This is a genomic window from Pigmentiphaga sp. CHJ604 (genome assembly GCF_036972535.1).
GTDB classification, from domain to species: domain Bacteria; phylum Pseudomonadota; class Gammaproteobacteria; order Burkholderiales; family Burkholderiaceae_B; genus Pigmentiphaga; species Pigmentiphaga daeguensis.
Genome location: NZ_CP136998.1, coordinates 5,262,373 through 5,280,619, shown reverse-complemented (window position 1 = coordinate 5,280,619; position 18,247 = coordinate 5,262,373). Strand labels below are relative to the sequence as shown.

21 protein-coding genes and 1 tRNA gene are annotated in these 18,247 nt (G+C 68.8%); 13 read left to right on the top strand and 9 right to left on the bottom strand.

All coding sequences use genetic code 11. The features are described from left to right. The first annotated feature begins 68 nt into the window (after nt 1-68). The 9 genes from R4823_RS25350 to R4823_RS25310 all read left to right on the top strand — a co-directional run bounded on the left by R4823_RS25350 (nt 69) and on the right by R4823_RS25310 (nt 7,069). Nucleotides 69-596, top strand: a complete 528-nt coding sequence (locus tag R4823_RS25350; RefSeq protein WP_087838591.1) for a ClpXP protease specificity-enhancing factor — start codon at nt 69-71, stop codon at nt 594-596. 138 nt (nt 597-734) lie between these two features. Continuing rightward, nucleotides 735-1,652 (top strand): TauD/TfdA family dioxygenase, encoded by a 918-nt coding sequence (locus tag R4823_RS25345; RefSeq protein WP_165963339.1) that lies wholly within the window; start codon nt 735-737, stop codon nt 1,650-1,652. 5 nt (nt 1,653-1,657) lie between these two features. Next, nucleotides 1,658-2,692, top strand: coding sequence for an ABC transporter substrate-binding protein (locus R4823_RS25340; RefSeq protein ID WP_132980598.1), 1,035 nt, complete (start codon nt 1,658-1,660; stop codon nt 2,690-2,692). After that, entirely contained in the window at nt 2,685-3,509 is an 825-nt protein-coding gene (locus R4823_RS25335; RefSeq protein WP_132980599.1) for an ABC transporter permease subunit, read from the top strand. Before R4823_RS25340 ends, R4823_RS25335 begins: the two co-directional genes overlap by 8 nt. Next, entirely contained in the window at nt 3,502-4,290 is a 789-nt protein-coding gene (locus R4823_RS25330) for an ATP-binding cassette domain-containing protein (RefSeq protein ID WP_165963340.1), read from the top strand. Before R4823_RS25335 ends, R4823_RS25330 begins: the two co-directional genes overlap by 8 nt. Further along, nucleotides 4,290-5,708 (top strand): MFS transporter, encoded by a 1,419-nt coding sequence (locus R4823_RS25325; protein WP_338616548.1) that lies wholly within the window; start codon nt 4,290-4,292, stop codon nt 5,706-5,708. Before R4823_RS25330 ends, R4823_RS25325 begins: the two co-directional genes overlap by 1 nt. Nucleotides 5,709-5,727: 19 nt before the next feature. Continuing rightward, nucleotides 5,728-6,543 (top strand): rhodanese-like domain-containing protein, encoded by an 816-nt coding sequence (locus tag R4823_RS25320; protein ID WP_087838585.1) that lies wholly within the window; start codon nt 5,728-5,730, stop codon nt 6,541-6,543. Between the two features lie 33 nt (nt 6,544-6,576). Next, nucleotides 6,577-6,652: transfer RNA gene (locus R4823_RS25315), tRNA-Thr, on the top strand. Between the two features lie 210 nt (nt 6,653-6,862). After that, entirely contained in the window at nt 6,863-7,069 is a 207-nt protein-coding gene (locus R4823_RS25310) for a cold-shock protein (protein WP_087838584.1), read from the top strand. Between the two features lie 72 nt (nt 7,070-7,141). Here the strand turns inward: R4823_RS25310 and infA are convergent, their stop codons facing one another. Next, a complete protein-coding gene (gene infA / locus R4823_RS25305; protein ID WP_087838583.1) occupies nt 7,142-7,402 on the bottom strand; it encodes a translation initiation factor IF-1 in 261 nt (86 codons plus the stop codon). Between the two features lie 232 nt (nt 7,403-7,634). Here infA and R4823_RS25300 point away from each other — a divergent pair, with 232 nt between their 5' ends. After that, nucleotides 7,635-8,846 carry an MFS transporter gene (locus tag R4823_RS25300; protein WP_254914593.1) on the top strand — a complete coding sequence of 404 codons (1,212 nt, stop codon included), beginning with the start codon at nt 7,635-7,637 and terminating at the stop codon, nt 8,844-8,846. A 24-nt stretch (nt 8,847-8,870) separates the two neighbouring features. On the opposite strand, the gene R4823_RS25295 is transcribed toward R4823_RS25300, so the two are convergent. The 7 genes from R4823_RS25295 to R4823_RS25265 form a co-directional block, all read right to left on the bottom strand. Next, nucleotides 8,871-9,293 carry a hypothetical protein gene (locus R4823_RS25295; protein WP_087838581.1) on the bottom strand — a complete coding sequence of 141 codons (423 nt, stop codon included), beginning with the start codon at nt 9,291-9,293 and terminating at the stop codon, nt 8,871-8,873. Nucleotides 9,294-9,398: 105 nt separating this feature from the next. Continuing rightward, nucleotides 9,399-9,737, bottom strand: coding sequence for a hypothetical protein (locus R4823_RS25290; protein ID WP_087838580.1), 339 nt, complete (start codon nt 9,735-9,737; stop codon nt 9,399-9,401). Nucleotides 9,738-9,804: 67 nt separating this feature from the next. Further along, complete coding sequence (locus R4823_RS25285; protein WP_087838579.1) at nt 9,805-10,776, bottom strand: tripartite tricarboxylate transporter substrate binding protein; 972 nt, start codon at nt 10,774-10,776, stop codon at nt 9,805-9,807. 41 nt (nt 10,777-10,817) lie between these two features. Beyond that, the gene (locus tag R4823_RS25280; protein WP_087838578.1) at nt 10,818-11,765 is read right to left on the bottom strand and encodes an SMP-30/gluconolactonase/LRE family protein; all 948 of its coding nucleotides are present in this window, start codon (nt 11,763-11,765) and stop codon (nt 10,818-10,820) included. Then, nucleotides 11,749-12,549: an SDR family NAD(P)-dependent oxidoreductase gene (locus R4823_RS25275; protein ID WP_087838577.1), complete on the bottom strand. Its 801-nt coding sequence runs from the start codon at nt 12,547-12,549 to the stop codon at nt 11,749-11,751. The genes R4823_RS25280 and R4823_RS25275 overlap by 17 nt, the downstream gene beginning before the upstream one ends. A gap of 37 nt (nt 12,550-12,586) precedes the next feature. Next, on the bottom strand, nt 12,587-13,138 hold the full coding sequence (locus R4823_RS25270) for a carboxymuconolactone decarboxylase family protein (RefSeq protein WP_176400715.1): 552 nt from the start codon (nt 13,136-13,138) through the stop codon (nt 12,587-12,589). A gap of 45 nt (nt 13,139-13,183) precedes the next feature. Continuing rightward, entirely contained in the window at nt 13,184-14,053 is an 870-nt protein-coding gene (locus tag R4823_RS25265) for an amidohydrolase family protein (protein ID WP_087838575.1), read from the bottom strand. Nucleotides 14,054-14,160: 107 nt separating this feature from the next. Between R4823_RS25265 and R4823_RS25260 the strand changes: the two genes are divergently transcribed. Next, complete coding sequence (locus R4823_RS25260) at nt 14,161-15,060, top strand: LysR family transcriptional regulator (RefSeq protein ID WP_087838574.1); 900 nt, start codon at nt 14,161-14,163, stop codon at nt 15,058-15,060. A 9-nt stretch (nt 15,061-15,069) separates the two neighbouring features. Here R4823_RS25260 and hmpA read toward each other — a convergent pair whose 3' ends face one another. Further along, complete coding sequence (hmpA, locus tag R4823_RS25255; RefSeq protein ID WP_087838573.1) at nt 15,070-16,248, bottom strand: NO-inducible flavohemoprotein; 1,179 nt, start codon at nt 16,246-16,248, stop codon at nt 15,070-15,072. Nucleotides 16,249-16,411: 163 nt separating this feature from the next. Here hmpA and norR point away from each other — a divergent pair, with 163 nt between their 5' ends. Further along, nucleotides 16,412-17,992, top strand: coding sequence for a nitric oxide reductase transcriptional regulator NorR (norR, locus tag R4823_RS25250; protein ID WP_087838572.1), 1,581 nt, complete (start codon nt 16,412-16,414; stop codon nt 17,990-17,992). A gap of 38 nt (nt 17,993-18,030) precedes the next feature. Continuing rightward, nucleotides 18,031-18,222, top strand: a complete 192-nt coding sequence (locus tag R4823_RS25245) for a LysR family transcriptional regulator (RefSeq protein WP_176400714.1) — start codon at nt 18,031-18,033, stop codon at nt 18,220-18,222. The last annotated feature ends 25 nt before the right edge of the window (nt 18,223-18,247 follow it).

Genomic DNA, 18,247 nt, shown 5'->3' with positions numbered 1-18,247 from the left:
CCCCGCGCGGCGGCCCTTGCTGTCCGGGCCGTGCGCGAGCCGCGGCATGCCGCGCGAGGGATGCAACCATGAGCGAAATCTCCACCAAGCCTTACCTGATCCGCGCGCTGCACGAGTGGTGCACCGACAACGGCTACACGCCGCACCTGGCGGTGACCGTCGACGAGCGGGTAGTGGTGCCCCGCGAGCACGTCAAGAACGGCGAGATCGTCCTGAACGTCGGCAGGCTGGCCACCCACAAGCTGCAACTGGGCAACGAGTTCATCGAGTTCCAGGCGCGCTTTGGCGGCGTGGCGCGCCAGATTTCCGTCCCGGTGGATGCGGTCACGGCCATCTACGCCCGCGAGACCGGACATGGCATGGCCTTCGAGGCGGGACCGCCCGCGGGCACGGGCGCCGCGCCCGACAGTCCGGTCGTCGACGACGCCGCTGCCGCCGAGCCCCAGGAGAACGTGTCGGGCAGCCGTCCGCAACTGTCCGCCGTACCGGCGGGCGAGACGCCTCCGGCCCCGTCCGACGAAGGGCCGGACGATACGGATCCCGCGCCCTCGGGCGGCCCCGATCGCGGCCGGCCTAAGCTGACCGTCATCAAGTAAGTCCTCTCCGAGCCGGCGGGGCAACTGCCCCGCCTGCGCTCTCCCGCTTTCACGCGACGCATAACGAAACTCGGAAACATTCGTTAGCGGCCGCGGCGGCCGTCGTTATTCTGGCTCTCTTTCGCGAGACGAATGACGATGAACGCATTGCTCAAACCGCTGCATCGGCCCGCGGACACCGAGCTGCACCAGCCCCGCATCCTCGCCCCCGAGCTGTATCGCTACGACGAGGCGCGCCTGGGCGAAATCCGCATCCAGCCGTATTCCCCCATCGTGGGGGGGCTGGTCCAGGGGTTCCGCTTCCAGCCCGAGGTCCGGACACCGGACGAAGTCCAGGCCTTCCTTTACCGCGCCCTGCTGGAGTACGGCTTCCTGTCGTTCGAGCCGGGATCGGTCGCGGCCGGCGACTTCGAGCCGTTCGCCGCCTTGTTCGGCTCGCCCCGGTTCGCCGGCAACCCCCAGGCGCCGCGCGTGGGCGGCGAGGCCAACGCCATCGATTCGGCGCGCAAGAAGACGCGCACCAACTATATCTGGCACATCGACCAGGCCTATCGCGAGCGTCCGCAGAAGTTCACGGCCCTGTACGCCGTGCAGGCGCCCCGGCACGGCGGCGGGACGCTGTTCTCGAACGCCACGGCGGCCTACCAACTGCTCGATCCACGCTTCGCGGCCTATCTGGACACGTTGACCATCCTGCACAACGCCGACCAGATGGGGCTGGTGTCCATGTCCTACGGCGATCCGGAGCGGCTGGCCCAGGCGCGGCTCGACACGCCACCGCTGGAGGTGCCGCTGGTGCGGGTGCATCCGGAAACCGGCGCGCGCCAGCTTTTCGCCTGCGAACTCTATGCGCAGCGGGTGCTGGGCGTGCCTCGGCTGGTCAGCGACCATCTGCTGGGCATCGTGTTCGAGTTCATCAAGTCGCCCGAAGTCTGCACCGAGTACCGCTGGGAGACCGGCGCGGCGCTGATCTGGGATAACCGTATCGTCCAGCATCGGGGCATCTTCAACTACGCGGGACAAGACCGCGTGCTGCATCGCGCGGTGCTGGACTGATAGTCATGAAAAACCTGAAAGAGCTGTTCCGCAAGGTCGGCACCGCGCTGGCCGTGGGGCTGGCGGTGAACGCCACGGTATCCTTCGCCCAGGCGGCCGAGCCGCTGCCCAGGCTGGCGGTCACGGTGTTCTCGCCGCCTTCGCAAAGCATATGGATACCGGTGCTGATCCAGAAGCTGGGGCTGGACCGCAAGCACGGGTTCGAACTGACCGTTACGCCCAAGCCTTCCAACGTGGCCTATACCGATTTCGCCACGGGCCGGGATCCGGTCTGCTTCTGCGCCGCGATCGCCGCGGTCAGCCGCTTCAAGCAGCAGGGCGCCGATTTCACGTTGCTGTGGAACATCTTCAATTTCGAGTCGGACATCGTCATCCGCGATCCCGCGATCACGGACATCAAGCAGCTCCAGGGCAAGGTGGTGCAGACCGACACCATCACGGGAAGCTGGGCGCTGTCGAAGTGGTTCCTGCAGGCCCGGGGCGTGGACCTGGGCAAGGTCACGATCAAGTCCTCGAGCGCGCGCGGCGCCGCGGGACTGGCCGAGCTGCAACTGGGGCGCATCGACGCCCTGCTGGTCAATCCCACCGAGGGCGCCGCCGCGGTCGCGCAGGGCAAGGGGACGTTGCATGCGCTGCCGGTGTTCGACAAGGCCGTCTGGCAGAAGGCCTCGGGCACGGATTTCGTGCCGTCCATCACGCTGGGCGTGGCGTCGCCGTGGATCGCCCAGGCGCCCAACCAGGCGCTGATCCGCAAGTTCTACGCGGCCAACCGCGAAGCGGCGGCGTTCATCCGGCAAAAACCGGCCGAGGCCGCCCGTCTGGTGTCCAAGGACGCGCAGGTCGAGGTGGACGCATTGCAAGGCGTGCTGGAACGTTATCGCGACCTGACCCGCATCGAGCCCCTGCGCCGCCACATCAAGACCGTGGCGCTGCTGACCCAGAAGCTGTTGCCCGAAGGGGGCCAGTTGCCGCGCCCGCTGACCGACGCGGAACTCGATTCGCTGGTGTCCGCCTTCGACGTGGAAGGAAGGAATGAGTAGCCTGGCGGACCCTCGCGTAGCGGCACGCAGGCGCGGCGCGCGGCCGGCCGCCTGGACGGCCGTGCCATGGGAAGGCGCGCTGGCCATTGCCTTGATGCTGGGGGCGTGGGAATGGGCGTCGCATCATTCGACTCCCATGTTCTTCCCCTCGCTGGCACAGATAGCGGCCACCGGCGGCGATCTGCTGGCCTCGCCCGAAGGCTGGTCCGCCATCGCCATCACCTACGGACGCATCTGGGCGTACCTGCTGGCATCGTTCCTGGTGTCGTCCCTGCTGGGCGCGGCCGTGGCCGGCAACGTCCACGTCGAGCGCTTCCTGGTGCCGCTGGTCGAGCTCAAGCAGGGCATTCCGTCCCTGTGCTGGGTCATCTTCGCCATCCTCTGGTTCCGCGATGCCGAGGCGCGCATCGCCTTCGTGGTAGTCACCTCGGCGCTGCCCGCGTTCTTCTACCAGGCCCGCGACGCCCTGCGCGGCATCCCGCGCGACTGGGTGGACCTCGTGCAATCCATGCGGCCCACGCCTTGGCAGCGGGCGCGCATCCTGTGGTGGCCGGCGGTCCTGCCGTCGCTGCTGACGGTGTGGCGAATCAACATCGGCAATGCCACCCGCGTCACCATCATGGCCGAGCTGCTGGGCGGCATCACCGGCATCGGCCACCAGTTGCGCGTGTCGCAGGAGATGTTCCGCATGGACCAGACCATCGTCTGGACGGCCGTGCTGGTGGCCTTCGTCATCCTGAGCAATCAGGTGCTGAGCGGCCTCGAACGCCGCTTCCTGTCGTATCGCGGCCATGACGGAGTACGCAGCCATGCCTGACGCCATTGCATTCACCCAGGTTGAGAAGCGGTTCGGCAAGGGCCGCGCGCCGGCCATCGCCGACCTGAGTTTTTCCGTGTCCGCCGGCGAACACGTCTGCATCGTCGGCCGCACCGGCTGCGGCAAATCGACGGCGGTCAACCTGATCCTGGGCCTGGCGGAAGCTTCGGCCGGCCGGGTGCGAGTGCTGGGCGTCGATCCCTTGCGCGACTTCAACCGCCTGCGCGGCCGGATAGGCTGCGTCTTCCAGACCGATCGCCTGCTGCCTTGGCGCTCGGCGCTCGACAACGTGCTGGTGCCGCTGGAGATCCTGCGCGCCCGCTCGTCCGGCACCGAGGCGCAGGCCGTCGAACTGCTGCACAAGGTCGGCCTGGCCGGCCACGAACAGGCCTATCCCCAGCAACTGTCGGGCGGCATGCGCCAGCGGGTGGCGCTGGCGCGGGCGCTGATCACCCAGCCCGAGGTCATGATCGCCGACGAGGCCTTCGGCGCGCTGGACGAGGTGACCGCCGCCGCGTTGCGCGGCGACTTCCAGCGCATCGCGAAGGCGCGTGGCCAGACCGTCCTGCAGATCACGCATTCGCTGGACGAGGCGTTGTCCATGGCCGACCGCGTGCTGGTCTTCGACCGGCCCGGGCGGGTGGTGGGCGAGTTCCCGCGCGCGCAATGGGAAACGCCGGCCCAGCGGCAGGTGGTCCGGCAGGCGCTGCGGACACTGATCGCCGGCGAGGCGGAAATTGAAGCGGATGCCGGCACGGCCGGTGTGCGCCGGGCGGCCTGATGCCTCCAGCAGCCACCGCGGCGGCCGCGCCGCCCGAGCGCCTGTCGCCGCAGACCCGGCGCACCGCATGGATCGTCTCGTCCATTTTCTTCGTCGAACAGCTCGACGCGACCAGCGTGGCCTCGGCGCTGCCCGCGATGGCGGCGGACCTGAACTCGGACACGGTCACGCTCAGCGCCACCATTACCGCCTACCTGCTGGGGCTGACCATCCTGATTCCGCTGAGCGGCAGGCTGGCAGAACGTTACGGCGACAAGCGGGTGTTCGCCGGCGCGATCTGGCTGTTCCTGGCCAGCTCCATCGCCTGCGGCTTCGCGCCCAACGCCCTCGTCCTGATCGTGCTGCGCTTCGTGCAGGGCATGGCGGGCGCCCTGATGGCGCCGGTGGGCCGGCTGATCGTGCTGCGCACCGCCGCCAAGCACGAACTGGTCGAGGCGATGGCGCTGGTGATCCTGCTGGCCATGATCGCGCCGATGGTCGGCCCGTTCCTGGGCGGCCTCCTGACGACCTATGTGGGATGGCGCTGGATCTTCTGGATCAACGTGCCGCTGTGCCTGGGCGCGCTATGGCTGGTCCGGCGCTTCCTGCCCGCCACCGAAGGCCGGGGCCAGGGCGCTTTCGACCTGCGCGGCACGCTGCTGAGCGGCATCGGCTTCGCCTGCCTGATGTGGGGACTGATGGCGCTGGCCGAGGCCCGGGTCCGGACCGGGCCGGCCGTGGCGGCGCTGGCGGCCGGCGCACTGCTGGTGGCGGCCTATGTGCGGCATGCGCGGCGCACGGCCGAACCCGTGCTGGCCTTGGATCTGCTGACATTGCGCAGCTTTCGTGACGCGATGGCGGGCGGTTCGGTGTTTCGCATCGCCGTGGGTGGCGTGCCCTTCCTGCTGCCCGTGACCTTGCAGCAGCGCGACGGCTACAGCCCGCTCGAGGCGGGGCTGTTCGTGCTGGTCCCGGCCGTGGGAGGCTTCGCGATGAAGTTCTTCAGCGGCAAGATCCTGCGCCGGACCGGATACCGCAAGGGGTTGTTCCTGCATGGCGCGCTGGCGGCCGGCTGCCTGGCGGCGGCGGGATGGGTGCCGCCGCGCGAGGCCATGGTCGTGTACGCGGCCACGCTGTTCGGCTTTGGCTGGGCGCGCTCGTTGCAGATGAACGCCTACGGCACGCTGGCCTATGCCGACGTGGCGCGGCCCCGGCTGGCCGCCGCCACCAGCTTCTTCCTGGCCATCCAGAACCTGACCGTGGCCATGGGCGTGGCCGCGGCCGCGCTGCTGCTCCAGGGCGGGGCCGCGGCCGGCACGGGCGATGCCGCCTATTCCTGGGTCTACCTCGTCCTGGGCGCCGTCGCCCTGGCCAGTGCGGCCATGACGCTCGCGATGCCGCCGTCGGCCGGCCGGGACCTTCTGCAAGCCAAACGCTGATCCTTCACAAGGAATCCCCATGAGCACCGTTCTTCCCGCTTCCGATACGCTTTCCCCCTTCATCTCCGCTGAAACCCTGGCGGCGGCCCTGGCCTCGGGAAACGTGGCCGTGGTCTACGTCGCCCCCGATGCGGGCCCGCCGCCGGCCGAGCCGGTGCCGGGTTCCATCGAGACCGCGCTGCCGACGCACTACGCCGAGCCTGGCGATCCCGCCCGCGGCCGCCTGCCGCTGCCCGCGCCCGAAGCGGTCCGTCGCTGGACGGCCGAGGCCGGCCTGGACCCGGACGGCGACATCGTCGTCTATGACGCCGCCAATGGCTCGGCTGCCGCGCGCGCATGGTGGGTGCTGACCTGGGCCGGCCTGCCTCGCGTCCGCATCCTGGATGGCGGCCTGGGGGCATGGGCCGCCCGAGGCGCAGGCGCGGCGCCGCTTGCCGCGCCGGCTGCCGCGCCTGAACTGCCTTCCATCGATACGGACGTCATCGCCGCGGATCTCCCGGCATATCGCCTGTTCGATGCACGTACCGCGGCGGCCTATGCCGGCGACGGCAGGCAGCCGTCCCACTTGCCGGGCGCGGTCAGCAGTCCCGCCGGCATCTGGCAGGATGCGAACGGCCGCCTGCTGCCTTTCGCCCAGCGCGAGGCCCTGGCGCGCAAGCTCGGCCTGTTCGACGACGACGAGCGGCCGGTGGTGGCCTATTGCGGATCGGGCGTGGCGGCCGCGTACTGGATCGCCGCCGTGCAGGATCTGGGAGTGAAGGCGGCGCTGTACGCGGGCTCGTGGAGCGCCTGGTCCTGCGACCCGGCGCGTGTCGCGGCGGCCGCCCCGGCGTGACGGACATCGATTTCCATTACAATCCCGCCTTCTGCCGGTGTAGCTCAGTTGGTAGAGCAGCTCACTTGTAATGAGAAGGTCGAGGGTTCGATTCCTTTCACCGGCACCAGTGCCTTGTCATTTCCCCGGATAGGACCGCGTCCTGACAAGGCCGATTTGACATCTCGCGCTATCCGGTCCATAGTCCGCCAGCCACGACCTTCAAGAGTCGTAATCCAGTTCAGTCAAAGTCCACGATAGCGGTCTTCGTCGTTCCAATTTCTTCCTTGAGTGTCGTGAGTTGACGGGAAATCCGTTTTTTTATCACCAAGGAAATGACATGGAACAAACAGGCATCGTCAAGTGGTTCAACTCCGAGAAGGGCTTCGGTTTCATCGTGCCGGACGCGGGCGGCAAGGATCTGTTCGCGCACTTTTCGGAAATCCAGGGCAGCGGCCACCGCTCCCTGGAAGAGAACCAGCGCGTGAGCTTCATCGCCGGCCAGGGCGCCAAGGGCCCGGCGGCGACCAAGATCAAGGTGCTTTGAGCTTGCGCAAGCAGGCTGACTGAAAGCCGACAGCTCCCCAGGGAGCTGTTTTCATTTGGACGGCCGTGGCCGTCATTTTTTCCGGGGATTGGGGCCGGGGTTGGCAGGGCGGCCCGCGATATGGCGGAACGTGATGCGGCCCTTGGTCATGTCGTAGGGGGACATCTCGAGCGTGACGTCGTCGCCCGCGAGTACGCGGATGTTGAATTTACGCATCTTTCCGCCGGAATACGCGGTGATTTCGAAGCCGTTTTCCAGCGTGACCCGGAACCGTGAGTCAGGCAGGACCTCGTTGACCACGCCACGCATTTCGATCAAATCTTCCTTGGGCAAACTGCTCGCTCCTAAATGGGTCTGGCGAAAAAGCCCGTGACCCGGGTGGGCCATGTTGCACTGTTTGCCGCAATTGGGCAACCGCCGCGATCCGGGCAGACCGCCGGGATCCCTGGCGGTATCATGAAGGGCAAACCCCGGATCACCGGGCGGGACGCCGCATTTCCCCCTTGGCATCCCCGACAAGCGCGACGCAAGAGACTCGATGACACGCACCGCACCGGCCTGGCTGATGCCAGTAGTGGCCATTTGCATTCTGCAGACCATTTCGTCGTTCCTGACCCGCCTCATTCCCATCATCGCGCCGGCCATGTCCGCGGAGTTCGGCTGGAGCGGCAGTTCCATCGGTTATCTGACCGCCAGCAACTCGATGGGCGGACTGGCCATCCTGCTCGCGGGCTCCGCGCTGCTCAAGCAGGTCGGCGGCATGCGCACCCTGCAACTGACGTTGTCGCTGGGGGCGGTTTGCCTGGCGTTCCTGCTGTATCCCAGCCTGGGCGTGGCGCTGGCCGCGTGCTTTGCCATGGGCCTGAGCAATGGCGCCGCCAACCCGGCCGGCAGCGAGGTCCTGCAAAGATTCTCCCCGCCGGGCAAGCGCAACCTGATGTTCTCGATCAAGCAGGCCGGCGTGCCGCTGGGCGGCGTGATGGCGGGGCTGCTCGTGCCTGCCGTGGTGGCGCTGGCGGGCTGGCGCATCGCCCTGTTGGCCTGTGCGGTGGTCGTGTTGCTGCCCATTGTGCTGACCTGGCGGCTGAGCGCGGGGCTGGACGAGGTCCCCGAGCGGACGGGGCGCGCCTTTCCGATGCCGACGTGGCGGTCGCTGCGTACCCTGGGCGTGCCCCTGGCATCGCTGATGCACAACCGCGGCCTGCTGAAGATCTCCGTCGTGGGCAGCCTGTTCGCCGTGTCCCAGAGCTGCTGGTTCACGTTCACCGTGGTCTATCTGGTCGATGGGCTGGGTTATTCCCTGGGGCGGGCCGGCATGGTGTTCGCGGTGATGCAGGCGGGGGGCGTGATCGGCCGTATCGCGCTGGGCTGGTTGTCCGACTATCTGCGGTCGGCCACCGCGGTGCTGTCGATCGCGGCCGTGCTGTCGGCGGTGACCACGGTGCTGCTGGGGCTCACCAGTCCGGCCTGGCCGCTGTGGGCGGCCATCGTGCTGGCCTTCGTCGCGGGATGCTCGGCCGCGAGCTGGAACGGCGTGCAGATCGCGGAAGTGGCGCGCCGCTCGCCGCCGCACATGATTTCGGAAACCGCCGCGGGGTCCAGCATCCTGGTCAACCTGACCAACATGGTGGCGCCCACGCTGTTCGCGATATTCGTCTCGGCCGGCGGGGGCTACGGCCTTGCCTTCATCTGCGCCGGGGCGTGTTCGCTGCTGGTGCTGGTCTGCCTGCCGCGCGAGCGGAGCGAGGTCGGCGCACAGGAACGCCCCGCACGCTAAGGGCCGTCCACGCGGCCACCGCGGTCAGCCCGCGGCATCCAGCCTGGCTCGCCGGGCTCGTGGCCGGGGCGCGACGCCCAGGCGCGGGTCGCGTTCCCGTGCGAGTTCCGCCAGCCTGGCCGCGACGGTTTCGAACTCCGCGTGGTCCTGCGGCAGGTACAGCCACTTGCCCAGCACCGCGTGGGGACGCAGCGCGGGCTCGTCGTCGATCAGCGCGGCGTGGCGGTCCTTGGACGTGCAGACCAGCAGGCCGCTCCAGGGATCGCCGCGGTCCGCCACCACGAGGCACAGCAGGTCGTCCAGGTAGGCGGCGATGCAGCCGAACATGCGCTTGCTGGAATAGCCCGCGTCCCGTTCCAGCGGCTCGAAGATCCACAGCAGCGAGTTGCGCGGCGCGGCGGCCTGGCGGCGGGGCGGCGCGAAAGGGAGGGAGCGGTCCTTGGGCATGAATGGGCTAGCTCGTCAGCAATGCCGGCAGCCTTCCCGCCGCCGTCTGTCCAGGATACAGGGTTTGCAGCGTGCGTCCCGGGCCCGCCATGTCGCGCGCCGGCATCAGTCCCGCTGCCGTTCGCACACCGCCTGCGCATCGGCATAGGGAACGACGGCTTCGGGGGTGGCCATCATGGTCGAGCCGCCCGCCGCATGCCACCGCCGGACGGTTTGCCCTTCCTGGTAGGCCACGGCATAGACCCGTCCCTGGCACAGGTCGTCCAGGCGCCGGTCGAGGCGGGCGCGCAGTTCGGCGGGGGATTCCCCGGGCTGGCCGACGACCCGGACGGCGCGCGCGTCCGGGCCCAGTTCCGTTTCGATCGCCTGCGGTTCGGCGGCGGCCGCGCCGGCGGCCAGGCAGCCGGCCCAGGCCAGCATGCGCCATGTCGTCCGTATCTCCATCCCACGTCTCCTTGTGCGGGTGCGGAGCAACGATACGTGGGCGCCGGTCGGCCGGCAAGCGGCGGGCTTACTCGTCGGCCTTGATCCCTTCCGCGCGGATCAGGTCACCCCACTTCTTGGCATCCTTGCGGCCCAGTTCGTCGAATTCCCTGGGCGTGGTGGGCGACAGTTCGACACCGCTCGACTCGGCGTAGGCCTTCAGCTCGGGCGAAGCCAGGACCTTGCGGACCGCGGCGTTCAATTCGGCCACCTTGTCGGCCGGCGTGCCCTTGGGCGCATACAGGCCGTACCAGTTGTTGGCGTAGACGTTGGGCACGCCCAGTTCGTCGAAGGTGGGGACGTCGGGAAGCAGGGGCGAGCGCTTGGGCGCGGCGATGGCGAGCGCCTTGGCCTTGCCCGCCTTGATGTTCGACATCAGGCCGGAGATGTCGCCGATGAAGCCGTCGACCTGTCCCCCTATGGTGTCGGTAATGGCGGGCGCGGCGCCCTTGTAGGGCACATGCAGGATGTTGGCCTTGGTCGACAGCTTCAACTGCACGATGGCCATGTGCGGCATGCTGCCCACGCCGGAGGAGGCCATCGTGGCGCCCTTCTGCGTCTTGGCGCGCGCGACGAAATCCTTGGCGGTCTTGCTGGGATGGTTGGGGCCGACGATCAGCACTTCGGGCGTGGAAACCAGCAGGGAGACCGGCGCGAAATCCTTGGCAGGATCGTAGATCAGCTTGGGGTACAGGGCGGGGTTGATCGAGATCGCGCCCACCGAACTCAGGAACAGCGTCTGGCCGTCGGGCCGCGCGCGGGCCACCTGGCTGGCGGCGATGGCGCCGTTGCCGCCCGGCTTGTTCTCGATGACGACGGTCTGCTTGAGCTCTTTCTCGAGCTGGGTGGCGACGACGCGCGCCAGCGAGTCGGCGGGGCCCCCGGGCGGGAAGGCGACGACGATGCTGGTGACGGACTGGGCCTGCGCGCCGAAGGCGGCCAGGCCGAGAAGCGCCGCGGCCAGCGGCGCGAGAGCTTGGAAACGGATCGGATTGAACATGGTGTTCTCCTTTATCGTTTTTGAAGTCCGGGCGCGGGCGTTCAGCCGCCGGAGGCGCCCTGGGTGTTGACGAACAACGAGTAGATCGACGTGCTGGAAGCCATGAACAGGCGGTTGCGATGCTTGCCGCCAAAACAGAGATTCGCGCAGCGCTCGGGCAGGGCGATGCGGCCCAGGAGTTCCCCCCGCGGCGAGTAGACGCGGACCCCGTCGAGCTCGGGCGTGCCCATGCCCCAGCCGCACCAGAGGTTGCCTTCCACGTCCACGCGAAAGCCGTCGGGCGTGCCGTCGGCGGCGTCGAACAGCACGCGTTGCGGCCCCAGCCGGCGGCCGTCGTCCGAGACGTCGAACACCAGGATGTTGCGGGGCCGGGCACGCGATTCGATCACGTACAGCTGTTTCTCGTCCGGCGAGAAGGCCAGGCCGTTCGGTCCGTTGACCGTGTCGCAGACCATATCGACCGCGCCGCTGTGCGGGTCGATGCGATAGATGGCCGCGGGGATTTCCTGCTCGGCCTTTTCGCCCTGGTAGTAGCCGACGATGCCGAAAGGCGGATCGGTGAACCAGATCGAGCCGTCGGATTTCACGACGACGTCGTTGGGCGAGTTCAGCCGCTTGCCCTGGTAGCGGTCGGCCAGCACGGTGATGCGGCCGTCGTGTTCGGTGCGGGTCACGCGCCGCCCCTGGTGCTCGCAGGTGACCAGCCGTCCCTGGCGGTCGCGCGTGTTGCCGTTCGCGTGGCCGGACACCGGCCGCCACACGTGCGTCTGGCCCGTGATCTCGTCCCAGCGCATGATGCGATCGTTGGGCACGTCGCTCCACAGCAGGTAGCGGGCGTCGCCGAACCACACCGGCCCTTCGGCCCAGCGGCATCCCGTGGCCAGGCGTTCGACGGCCGCCAGCGGCAGCACCAGTTTCTCGAAGCGCGGATCCAGCGCGATGACGGCCGGATCGGGATAGCGCACGGGGGCGTCAGTCGCAGCGCGCACTCATGCCTCCGTCGACCACGATTTCGGTGGCGGTGATGAAGCGGGCTTCGCTGGAAGCCAGGAATAGCGCGGCGTTGGCGGTGTCCAGGCCATCGCCCATGAAGGGCAGCGGGATGCGCGACTGCCGTTGCGCCAGCAGTTTTTCCACGTCGCCTCCCGCGCGTTGCCCGGCCAGCCGGACCTCCACCATCGGCGTATGCATCTGGCCCGGAATGACGGTGTTGCAGCGGATGTTCTTCTTCGCGTACTCCAGCGCCACGACGCGCGACAGCTGGATGACGCCTGCCTTGGCGCTGGCGTAGCCGACCTGGGCCGAGCCGGTCCAGCGCGTGCCGGAAGTCGATGCGATGTTGACGATGGCGCCGCCGCCTTGTTCCACCATCAGCGGCAGCACGTGGCGGCAACCCAGGTAGACGCTTTTCAGGTTGAAGTCGATCTGCGCGTCCCATGCCGCTTCGTCCAGGTCCACGGGGCCGCCCTTGCGCGAGCCGCCCACGTTGTTGACCAGGATGTCCACGCCGCCCCAGGTGTCGACGCAGGCGCGCACCATGTCGCGCACCTCGTCCGACGAGGTGACGTCGCAGCGCCAGATGGCGATCTCGCCGCCGATCTCGCGCACGCGGGCCACGGTTTCCTCCATGGCGGCGGGGTCGCGGTCCACCGCGAACACGCGCGCGCCTTCCTGCGCGAAACGGTAGGCGATGGCGCGGCCGTTGCCCCAGCCGGGGCCGACGCTGCCCGCGCCGGTGACGATCGCTATCTTGCCTTGCAGGCGGCCAGTCATGGTGTGTCTCTCGTATCTGATGATGGTTGGAAATGAATCAGCGCCCGAACTCGACGGTGCTGCCGTCGGGCGTGGGAATCTCGAAGACGCTCAGCGTCATCGAGATCAGCGTGTAGTAGCCGGCCATGCCGACCAGGTCCACGACACCGTCCTGGCCCAGCACTTCGACGGCTTCCTGGTAGAGCGCGTCCGGGACCTGCCGCGTTTCCACCAGCTCGCGCACGAAACGGTAGACGACCGATTCGTCGCGCTGGGTGAACACGGGCGTGGTTCCCGCGCGGATCTGCTCGGCCACGTCGGCGTCCAGGCCCGCCTTCAGCGCGATGGGGTGGTGCGCCCACCATTCGAAGGGGGCCCGCCACAGCGCGGCCATGGTCAGGATGGCCAGTTCGGACAGGCGCGGGGGCAGGCTGGAGTCGTAGCGGCAATACTGGCCCAGGGCCTGGGCGTGCTCGGCCAGGCCGGGGCGGTGCAGCCAGATCGCCAGCGGGCCGCGCACCTTGCCGCGCGGGCCCGACGCGATGGCGTCGTAGACGCGGCGCTGGTGTTCGGACATCTGTTCGACGTCGGGGGGATTCAGTCTAGGCATGGTCAGGTCTCCTGGTGTCCTGGGCGAAGTGGAACACGCGCCGTGTCATTGCGCGAACCGGAACAACTCGTGGGGGTTGTCCGCCAGGATGCGTCGGCGCGTGGCGGCATCGGGGCACAGCCGCAGGAAGGTGTTCAGCAGTTCGCCATCGTCGGGCATGTCGCCGCGCACGTTCGGATGGGGCCAGTCCGTGCCCCACAGCAGGCGCTCGGGCATGGCTTCCAGCAGCGCCGACACCAGCGGCTCGGCGTCCTGGAACGGCCGCTTGCCGCTGCTGGACGTGCGGTCCAGCCCGGAAATCTTCACCCAGGCGCGAGGGTGGTCGCGCAGCGCGAGCAAGGCGCGGAAGGCCGCCCCCTGCGTGCCTTCGGCGGCGGCCACGCGGCCCATGTGGTCGATCACGAACGGAACGGGCAAGGTTCTCAGCCTGGGCAGCAGGCCTTCGAGCGAGGCCTGGTCCGAATGGATGCAGACATGCCAGCCGAAGGGCGCGATGCGCGGCACGACCTGCGCCAGTTCGTCCCAGCCGGCGTTGGCCAGGTGGGCCACGAAATTGAAGCGCACGCCGCGCACCCCGCGCCGGTCGAGTTCGGCGATGCGCGCCTCGTCGGCTTGCGGATCCAGCAGCGCCACGGCCCGGTATTGGCCCGCGCCGCGATCCAGCGCGTCGAGCGTGACCGACAGGTCGTAGCCGTGGCAGCCCGGATGCACGATGACGCCACGCTCGAATCCCAGCCGCCGATGCAGGTCGCGCAGCCGTTCGAAGGGCGCGTCGGGCGGCGTGTAGGGGCGGTCGTCCGCGTAGGGGAAGACGTCGGCGGGACCGAAGACGTGGAAGTGGGTGTCGCAGGCGTGCTTCGGCAGGGACTCGGCGGCAGGCGTGATCTCGGCCAGGGGAGGAGCGCAGTCGGGCATGGCGGGATAGCGGTGAACGTCAGCCCCGCATCATGCGCAAGCCCTCGGAGCCGAGCAATGCGCCCAGCCTGACTTCTGATATAGGAAAAACGTATACCATTGCGTCCATGGACCTTCGGCAAATCCGCTACTTCATCGTCGTCTGCGAAATGCGCAGCCTTTCCCGCGCGGGCGAGGTGCTGGGCGTCTCGCAGCCCTCGCTCAGCCGGCAGATCCAGTTGCTCGAAGCCGAACTGCGCCATCATCTGCTGGCGCGCACCGGCCGGGGCGTCGAACCCACCGAGGCCGGCCTGCGGTTCCTGGAGCACGCCAAGACGCTCGATGCCATGGCCCAGCACGCGCGCCAGGACATGCGCGCCTTTCGCGCCGCCGCCCAGGACAAGGTGCGGCTGGGCATGCCGCATCGCGTGGCGCGCCGCATGGCGCCACACATCGTGCAGTCGTTCCGCCGCCTGCACCCCGACGCCGCGCTGACGCTGGCCGAGGGCCTGAGTTCCGAGATGAACGAATGGCTGGTCAAGGGCAGGGTGGACCTGGCGCTGCTGTACGATCCGCCGTCCTCGTCCCTGCTGCGGTTCGAGTCCATCTACCGCGAGGATCTGGTGCTGGCCTATGGCAAGGCCTGCCGACCGGTGCCCCCGCCGCGCGTGCGCGCGCGCGACCTGGGCCGCTATCCGCTGGTGCTGCCCAGCGCGCCCAACACCATCCGTGCGCTGGTGGACCGCACCTGCCGCGAATTGAACGTGACGCTGGACGTCGTGGCCGAGGTGGACGTGGTGCACACCATCCTCGAGACCATGGCCGAGGAAGGCATGTTCACCATCATCCCGCGCTCGGCGCTGAGCGACATGGCGGGCCAGGACTTCCTGGCCTTCTCGTCCATCGTCGAGCCGGTCATCATGAACAACCTGACCCTGGCCACGCCCGCCAGCGGCCCGCTGCCTCCGCTGGCGGAGGCGACCGCGCAGATCATCCGCGGGCTGGAGATGAAGCGCTTCTTTGCGTAGCGGCGCGCTTTACGCCATCGCCTCCGGCCCGAAGAACTCGTAGCGTGTCTGCGCTTCCGGCACGCCCAACTCCTTCAGGTAGCGCCGCACGTTGCGCATGAAGGGCTTGGGGCCCAGGAAGTAGACGTCGACGTCGCGGTCCTGCGGCAGCCATTGCGCCAGTTGCTCCTTGGTCAGCAGGCCGACCGCATCGGGGCGCTGCGCCGTCTCGCCGGCCTCGTCGTAGCAATAGAAGCGCTTGAGCTGCGGAAACTTGCCGGCCGCGGCGTCCACGTAGTCGCGGAAGGCGTGGACCGCCTGGTTGCGGGCGCAGTGGATGAAGTGGATGGCGCGCGAGCTGCCCAGGGCGGCCTGCAGCATGGCCAGGGTGGGCGTGATGCCGACGCCGCCGCTGATCAGCACCAGCGGCTTGTCGCTGGCCTGCAGCGTGAAGTTGCCCGAGGGCGGGAAGAGTTCCAGTGTGTCGCCTTCGCCGATCTTGTCGTGCAGATGGTTGGAAACCACGCCGTCGCCTTGGCGCTTGACGCTGATGCGGTACTCGCGGCCGTTGGGCGGCGCGGACAGCGAGTAGTTGCGGCGCACTTCCTCGCCGTCGACGACCAGCTTCAGGCCGATGTACTGGCCGGGCTGGAAGTCCAGCAGGGCGCCGCCATCGGCGGGCACCAGGTAGAACGAGGTGATCTCGGCGCTTTCCTGTTCCTTGCGGGCGACGCGGAAGGTGCGCGCGCCGCGCCAGCCGCCGGCTGCGTTCTCCTGCGTGGCGTAGCACTGTTCCTCGGCGCCGATCAGCAGCGTGGCCAGTTGCTGGTAGGCGGCACCCCAGGCCTCGATGACTTCGTCGGTGGCGACGTCGGGGCCGAGCACTTCGCGGATGGCGCGCAGCAGGCAGGTGCCGACGATGGGATAGTGTTCGGGCAGGATCTGCAGCCCGACGTGCTTGTTCACGATGCGGCCGACCAGCCCGCCCAGGGGCGTAAGGTCGTCGATGTGGCGCGCATAGGCCAGCACGCCGTTGGCCAGCGCGCGCGGCTGGTCGCCGCTGGCCTGGTGGGCCTGGTTGAACAGGGGCCGGACCTCCGGGTACTCGGCCAGCATCAGGCGGTAGAAATGGGTGGTCAGGGTTTCGCCGCCGGTTTCCAGCAGCGGGACAGTGGCCTTGATGATGGCTCGTTGTTGAGCGGACAGCATGGTATCTCCTGCAAGAGCGGCCGGCCGGAAAGGGGGCGGCCTTCGCTTCCCTCTTTCAAGATGCATGCCAGGCCGATTCTCGCGGCACTGCGCCATTTTTCGCGGGGGCGAGTCATATTGACCTATAATTTTCATGTGTCTTTATGACCTATTGTTAGTCAGAATGACTGCAAATGCCCTGCTGCATGCCCTTGTTCCATTGGTGGATGACCTGGCGCGCGACCTTGCCGAAGGGGAGCGTTACCGGCGTCTGCTGGAAGCCGTGCGCACCTTGGTTCCTTGCGATGCAGCAGCCCTGCTGCGGCTGGACGGCGAATGGCTGGTGCCGCTGGCGGTCGATGGCCTGAGTAGCGACACGCTGGGCCGCCGTTTCAAGGTGGACGAACATCCCCGTTTCCAGTTGCTGCTCCAGTCCGACGGCCCGACGCGCTTCCCGGCCGGCAGCCGCCTGCCCGATCCCTACGACGGACTGGTCGAAGGGATGGAAGGCGAGCAATTGGAAGTGCACGACTGCCTGGGCTGTGTGCTGCGGGTGGGCGAGCGCCCCTGGGGCCTGCTGACGCTGGACGCGCTGGAGGCCGGGCGTTTCTCGGCGCACGACCTGGACGCCTTGCAGGCGTTCGCCAGCCTGGCCGCCGCCACGGTCAGCGTGGCCGACCGGTTGCAGCAACTGGCCTCGCGCGCCAGCGACGAACACCAACGCGCGGAAATCTACCGCGCCGCGGCGGCGGAAGCCGCGCCGCGTCCGCTGCTCGGGCACAGCGCCTTCATCCGGCGCCTGCTGGACGAAGTCCGTGCGGTGGGCGCCAGCGACCTGACCGTGCTGGTGACGGGCGAGACCGGCGTCGGCAAGGAGTTGGTGGCGCAGGCGCTGCATGCGGCTTCGCCGCGCGCGGCCCGGCCGCTCGTCAGCATCAATTGCGCGGCGCTGCCCGAGGCCCTGGTGGAGAGCGAGCTGTTCGGCCACGTCAAGGGCGCGTTCTCGGGCGCGGTGGGCGACCGGCGCGGCAAGTTCGAACTCGCCGATGGCGGCACCCTGCTGCTGGACGAAGTGGGCGAGCTGCCGCTGCCGGTGCAGGCCAAGCTGCTGCGGGTGCTGCAAAGCGGCCAGTTGCAGCGCCTGGGCTCGGACCGCGAGCATCATGTGGACGTGCGGCTGATCGCGGCCACCAACCGGGACCTGGCCGAGGAGGTCCGCAAGGGACGCTTCCGCGCCGACCTCTACCACCGCCTGAGCGTCTACCCGCTGCGGGTGCCGCCCCTGCGCGAACGGGGCCGCGACGTGCTGCTGCTCAGCGGCGCTTTCCTGGACGAGAACCGCTCGCGCCTGGGACTGCGCAACCTGCGCCTGTCCGCCGAGGCGCAGGCGGCCCTGCTGGCCTACGACTGGCCGGGCAACGTCCGCGAACTGGAGCACCTGATCAGTCGCAGCGCGTTGAAGGCGCTGTCCCGGCAGGCCAAGCGCCCGGCCATCCTGACGCTGACCGTGGCGGACCTTGGGCTGGAGGAAAGGCATGCGGCGCAGCCCGCTCGCGCGCACGATGATCCGGCCGCCGCCGCCCGCGTGTCGGCGCAGCCGCTGAAGCAGGCGGTCGAGGACTACCAGCGCAGCCTGATCGCCGCCGCCCTGCGCCGCCATGGCGACAACTGGTCGGCGGCCGCGCGCGAGCTGGGCGTGGACCGGGCCAACCTGGCGCGCCTGGCTGCCAGGCTGGGTCTGCGGCCTGCGGCATCGGAGCCCTGACGGGGCCTGGGGCGCAAGCGGAAAAGGAGAGGAGTGCCGTGAGCAAGCGGCTGGCGGAGCTCGAGCGCGAGCATGGCGTGGCGTTGCTGCGGCGGACCGGCCGGGGCGTCGAGCCGACGGCGGCGGGCGAGGCGCTGTACCGCCATGCGACCTCGCTGCTGTCGGCCGCGCGTCAGTTGGAGCGGACCCTGGCGAGTCATGCGCAACATGTCGCGCCGGCCGGCCGATGAGAGTGTCATGACTGCCTCCTATGTG

What these genes read in the sequence shown, in the direction of transcription:
- R4823_RS25350 (WP_087838591.1), top strand. Translation starts at nt 69, where the DNA reads ATGAGCGAAATCTCCACCAAGCCTTACCTGATCCGCGCGCTGCACGAG.
- R4823_RS25345 (WP_165963339.1), top strand. Translation starts at nt 735, where the DNA reads ATGAACGCATTGCTCAAACCGCTGCATCGGCCCGCGGACACCGAGCTG.
- R4823_RS25340 (WP_132980598.1), top strand. Translation starts at nt 1,658, where the DNA reads ATGAAAAACCTGAAAGAGCTGTTCCGCAAGGTCGGCACCGCGCTGGCC.
- R4823_RS25335 (WP_132980599.1), top strand. Translation starts at nt 2,685, where the DNA reads ATGAGTAGCCTGGCGGACCCTCGCGTAGCGGCACGCAGGCGCGGCGCG.
- R4823_RS25330 (WP_165963340.1), top strand. Translation starts at nt 3,502, where the DNA reads ATGCCTGACGCCATTGCATTCACCCAGGTTGAGAAGCGGTTCGGCAAG.
- R4823_RS25325 (WP_338616548.1), top strand. Translation starts at nt 4,290, where the DNA reads ATGCCTCCAGCAGCCACCGCGGCGGCCGCGCCGCCCGAGCGCCTGTCG.
- R4823_RS25320 (WP_087838585.1), top strand. Translation starts at nt 5,728, where the DNA reads ATGAGCACCGTTCTTCCCGCTTCCGATACGCTTTCCCCCTTCATCTCC.
- R4823_RS25310 (WP_087838584.1), top strand. Translation starts at nt 6,863, where the DNA reads ATGGAACAAACAGGCATCGTCAAGTGGTTCAACTCCGAGAAGGGCTTC.
- R4823_RS25300 (WP_254914593.1), top strand. Translation starts at nt 7,635, where the DNA reads ATGCCAGTAGTGGCCATTTGCATTCTGCAGACCATTTCGTCGTTCCTG.
- R4823_RS25295 (WP_087838581.1), bottom strand. Translation starts at nt 9,293, where the DNA reads ATGCCCAAGGACCGCTCCCTCCCTTTCGCGCCGCCCCGCCGCCAGGCC.
- R4823_RS25290 (WP_087838580.1), bottom strand. Translation starts at nt 9,737, where the DNA reads ATGGAGATACGGACGACATGGCGCATGCTGGCCTGGGCCGGCTGCCTG.
- R4823_RS25285 (WP_087838579.1), bottom strand. Translation starts at nt 10,776, where the DNA reads ATGTTCAATCCGATCCGTTTCCAAGCTCTCGCGCCGCTGGCCGCGGCG.
- R4823_RS25275 (WP_087838577.1), bottom strand. Translation starts at nt 12,549, where the DNA reads ATGACTGGCCGCCTGCAAGGCAAGATAGCGATCGTCACCGGCGCGGGC.
- R4823_RS25270 (WP_176400715.1), bottom strand. Translation starts at nt 13,138, where the DNA reads ATGCCTAGACTGAATCCCCCCGACGTCGAACAGATGTCCGAACACCAG.
- R4823_RS25265 (WP_087838575.1), bottom strand. Translation starts at nt 14,053, where the DNA reads ATGCCCGACTGCGCTCCTCCCCTGGCCGAGATCACGCCTGCCGCCGAG.
- R4823_RS25260 (WP_087838574.1), top strand. Translation starts at nt 14,161, where the DNA reads ATGGACCTTCGGCAAATCCGCTACTTCATCGTCGTCTGCGAAATGCGC.
- hmpA (WP_087838573.1), bottom strand. Translation starts at nt 16,248, where the DNA reads ATGCTGTCCGCTCAACAACGAGCCATCATCAAGGCCACTGTCCCGCTG.
- norR (WP_087838572.1), top strand. Translation starts at nt 16,412, where the DNA reads ATGACTGCAAATGCCCTGCTGCATGCCCTTGTTCCATTGGTGGATGAC.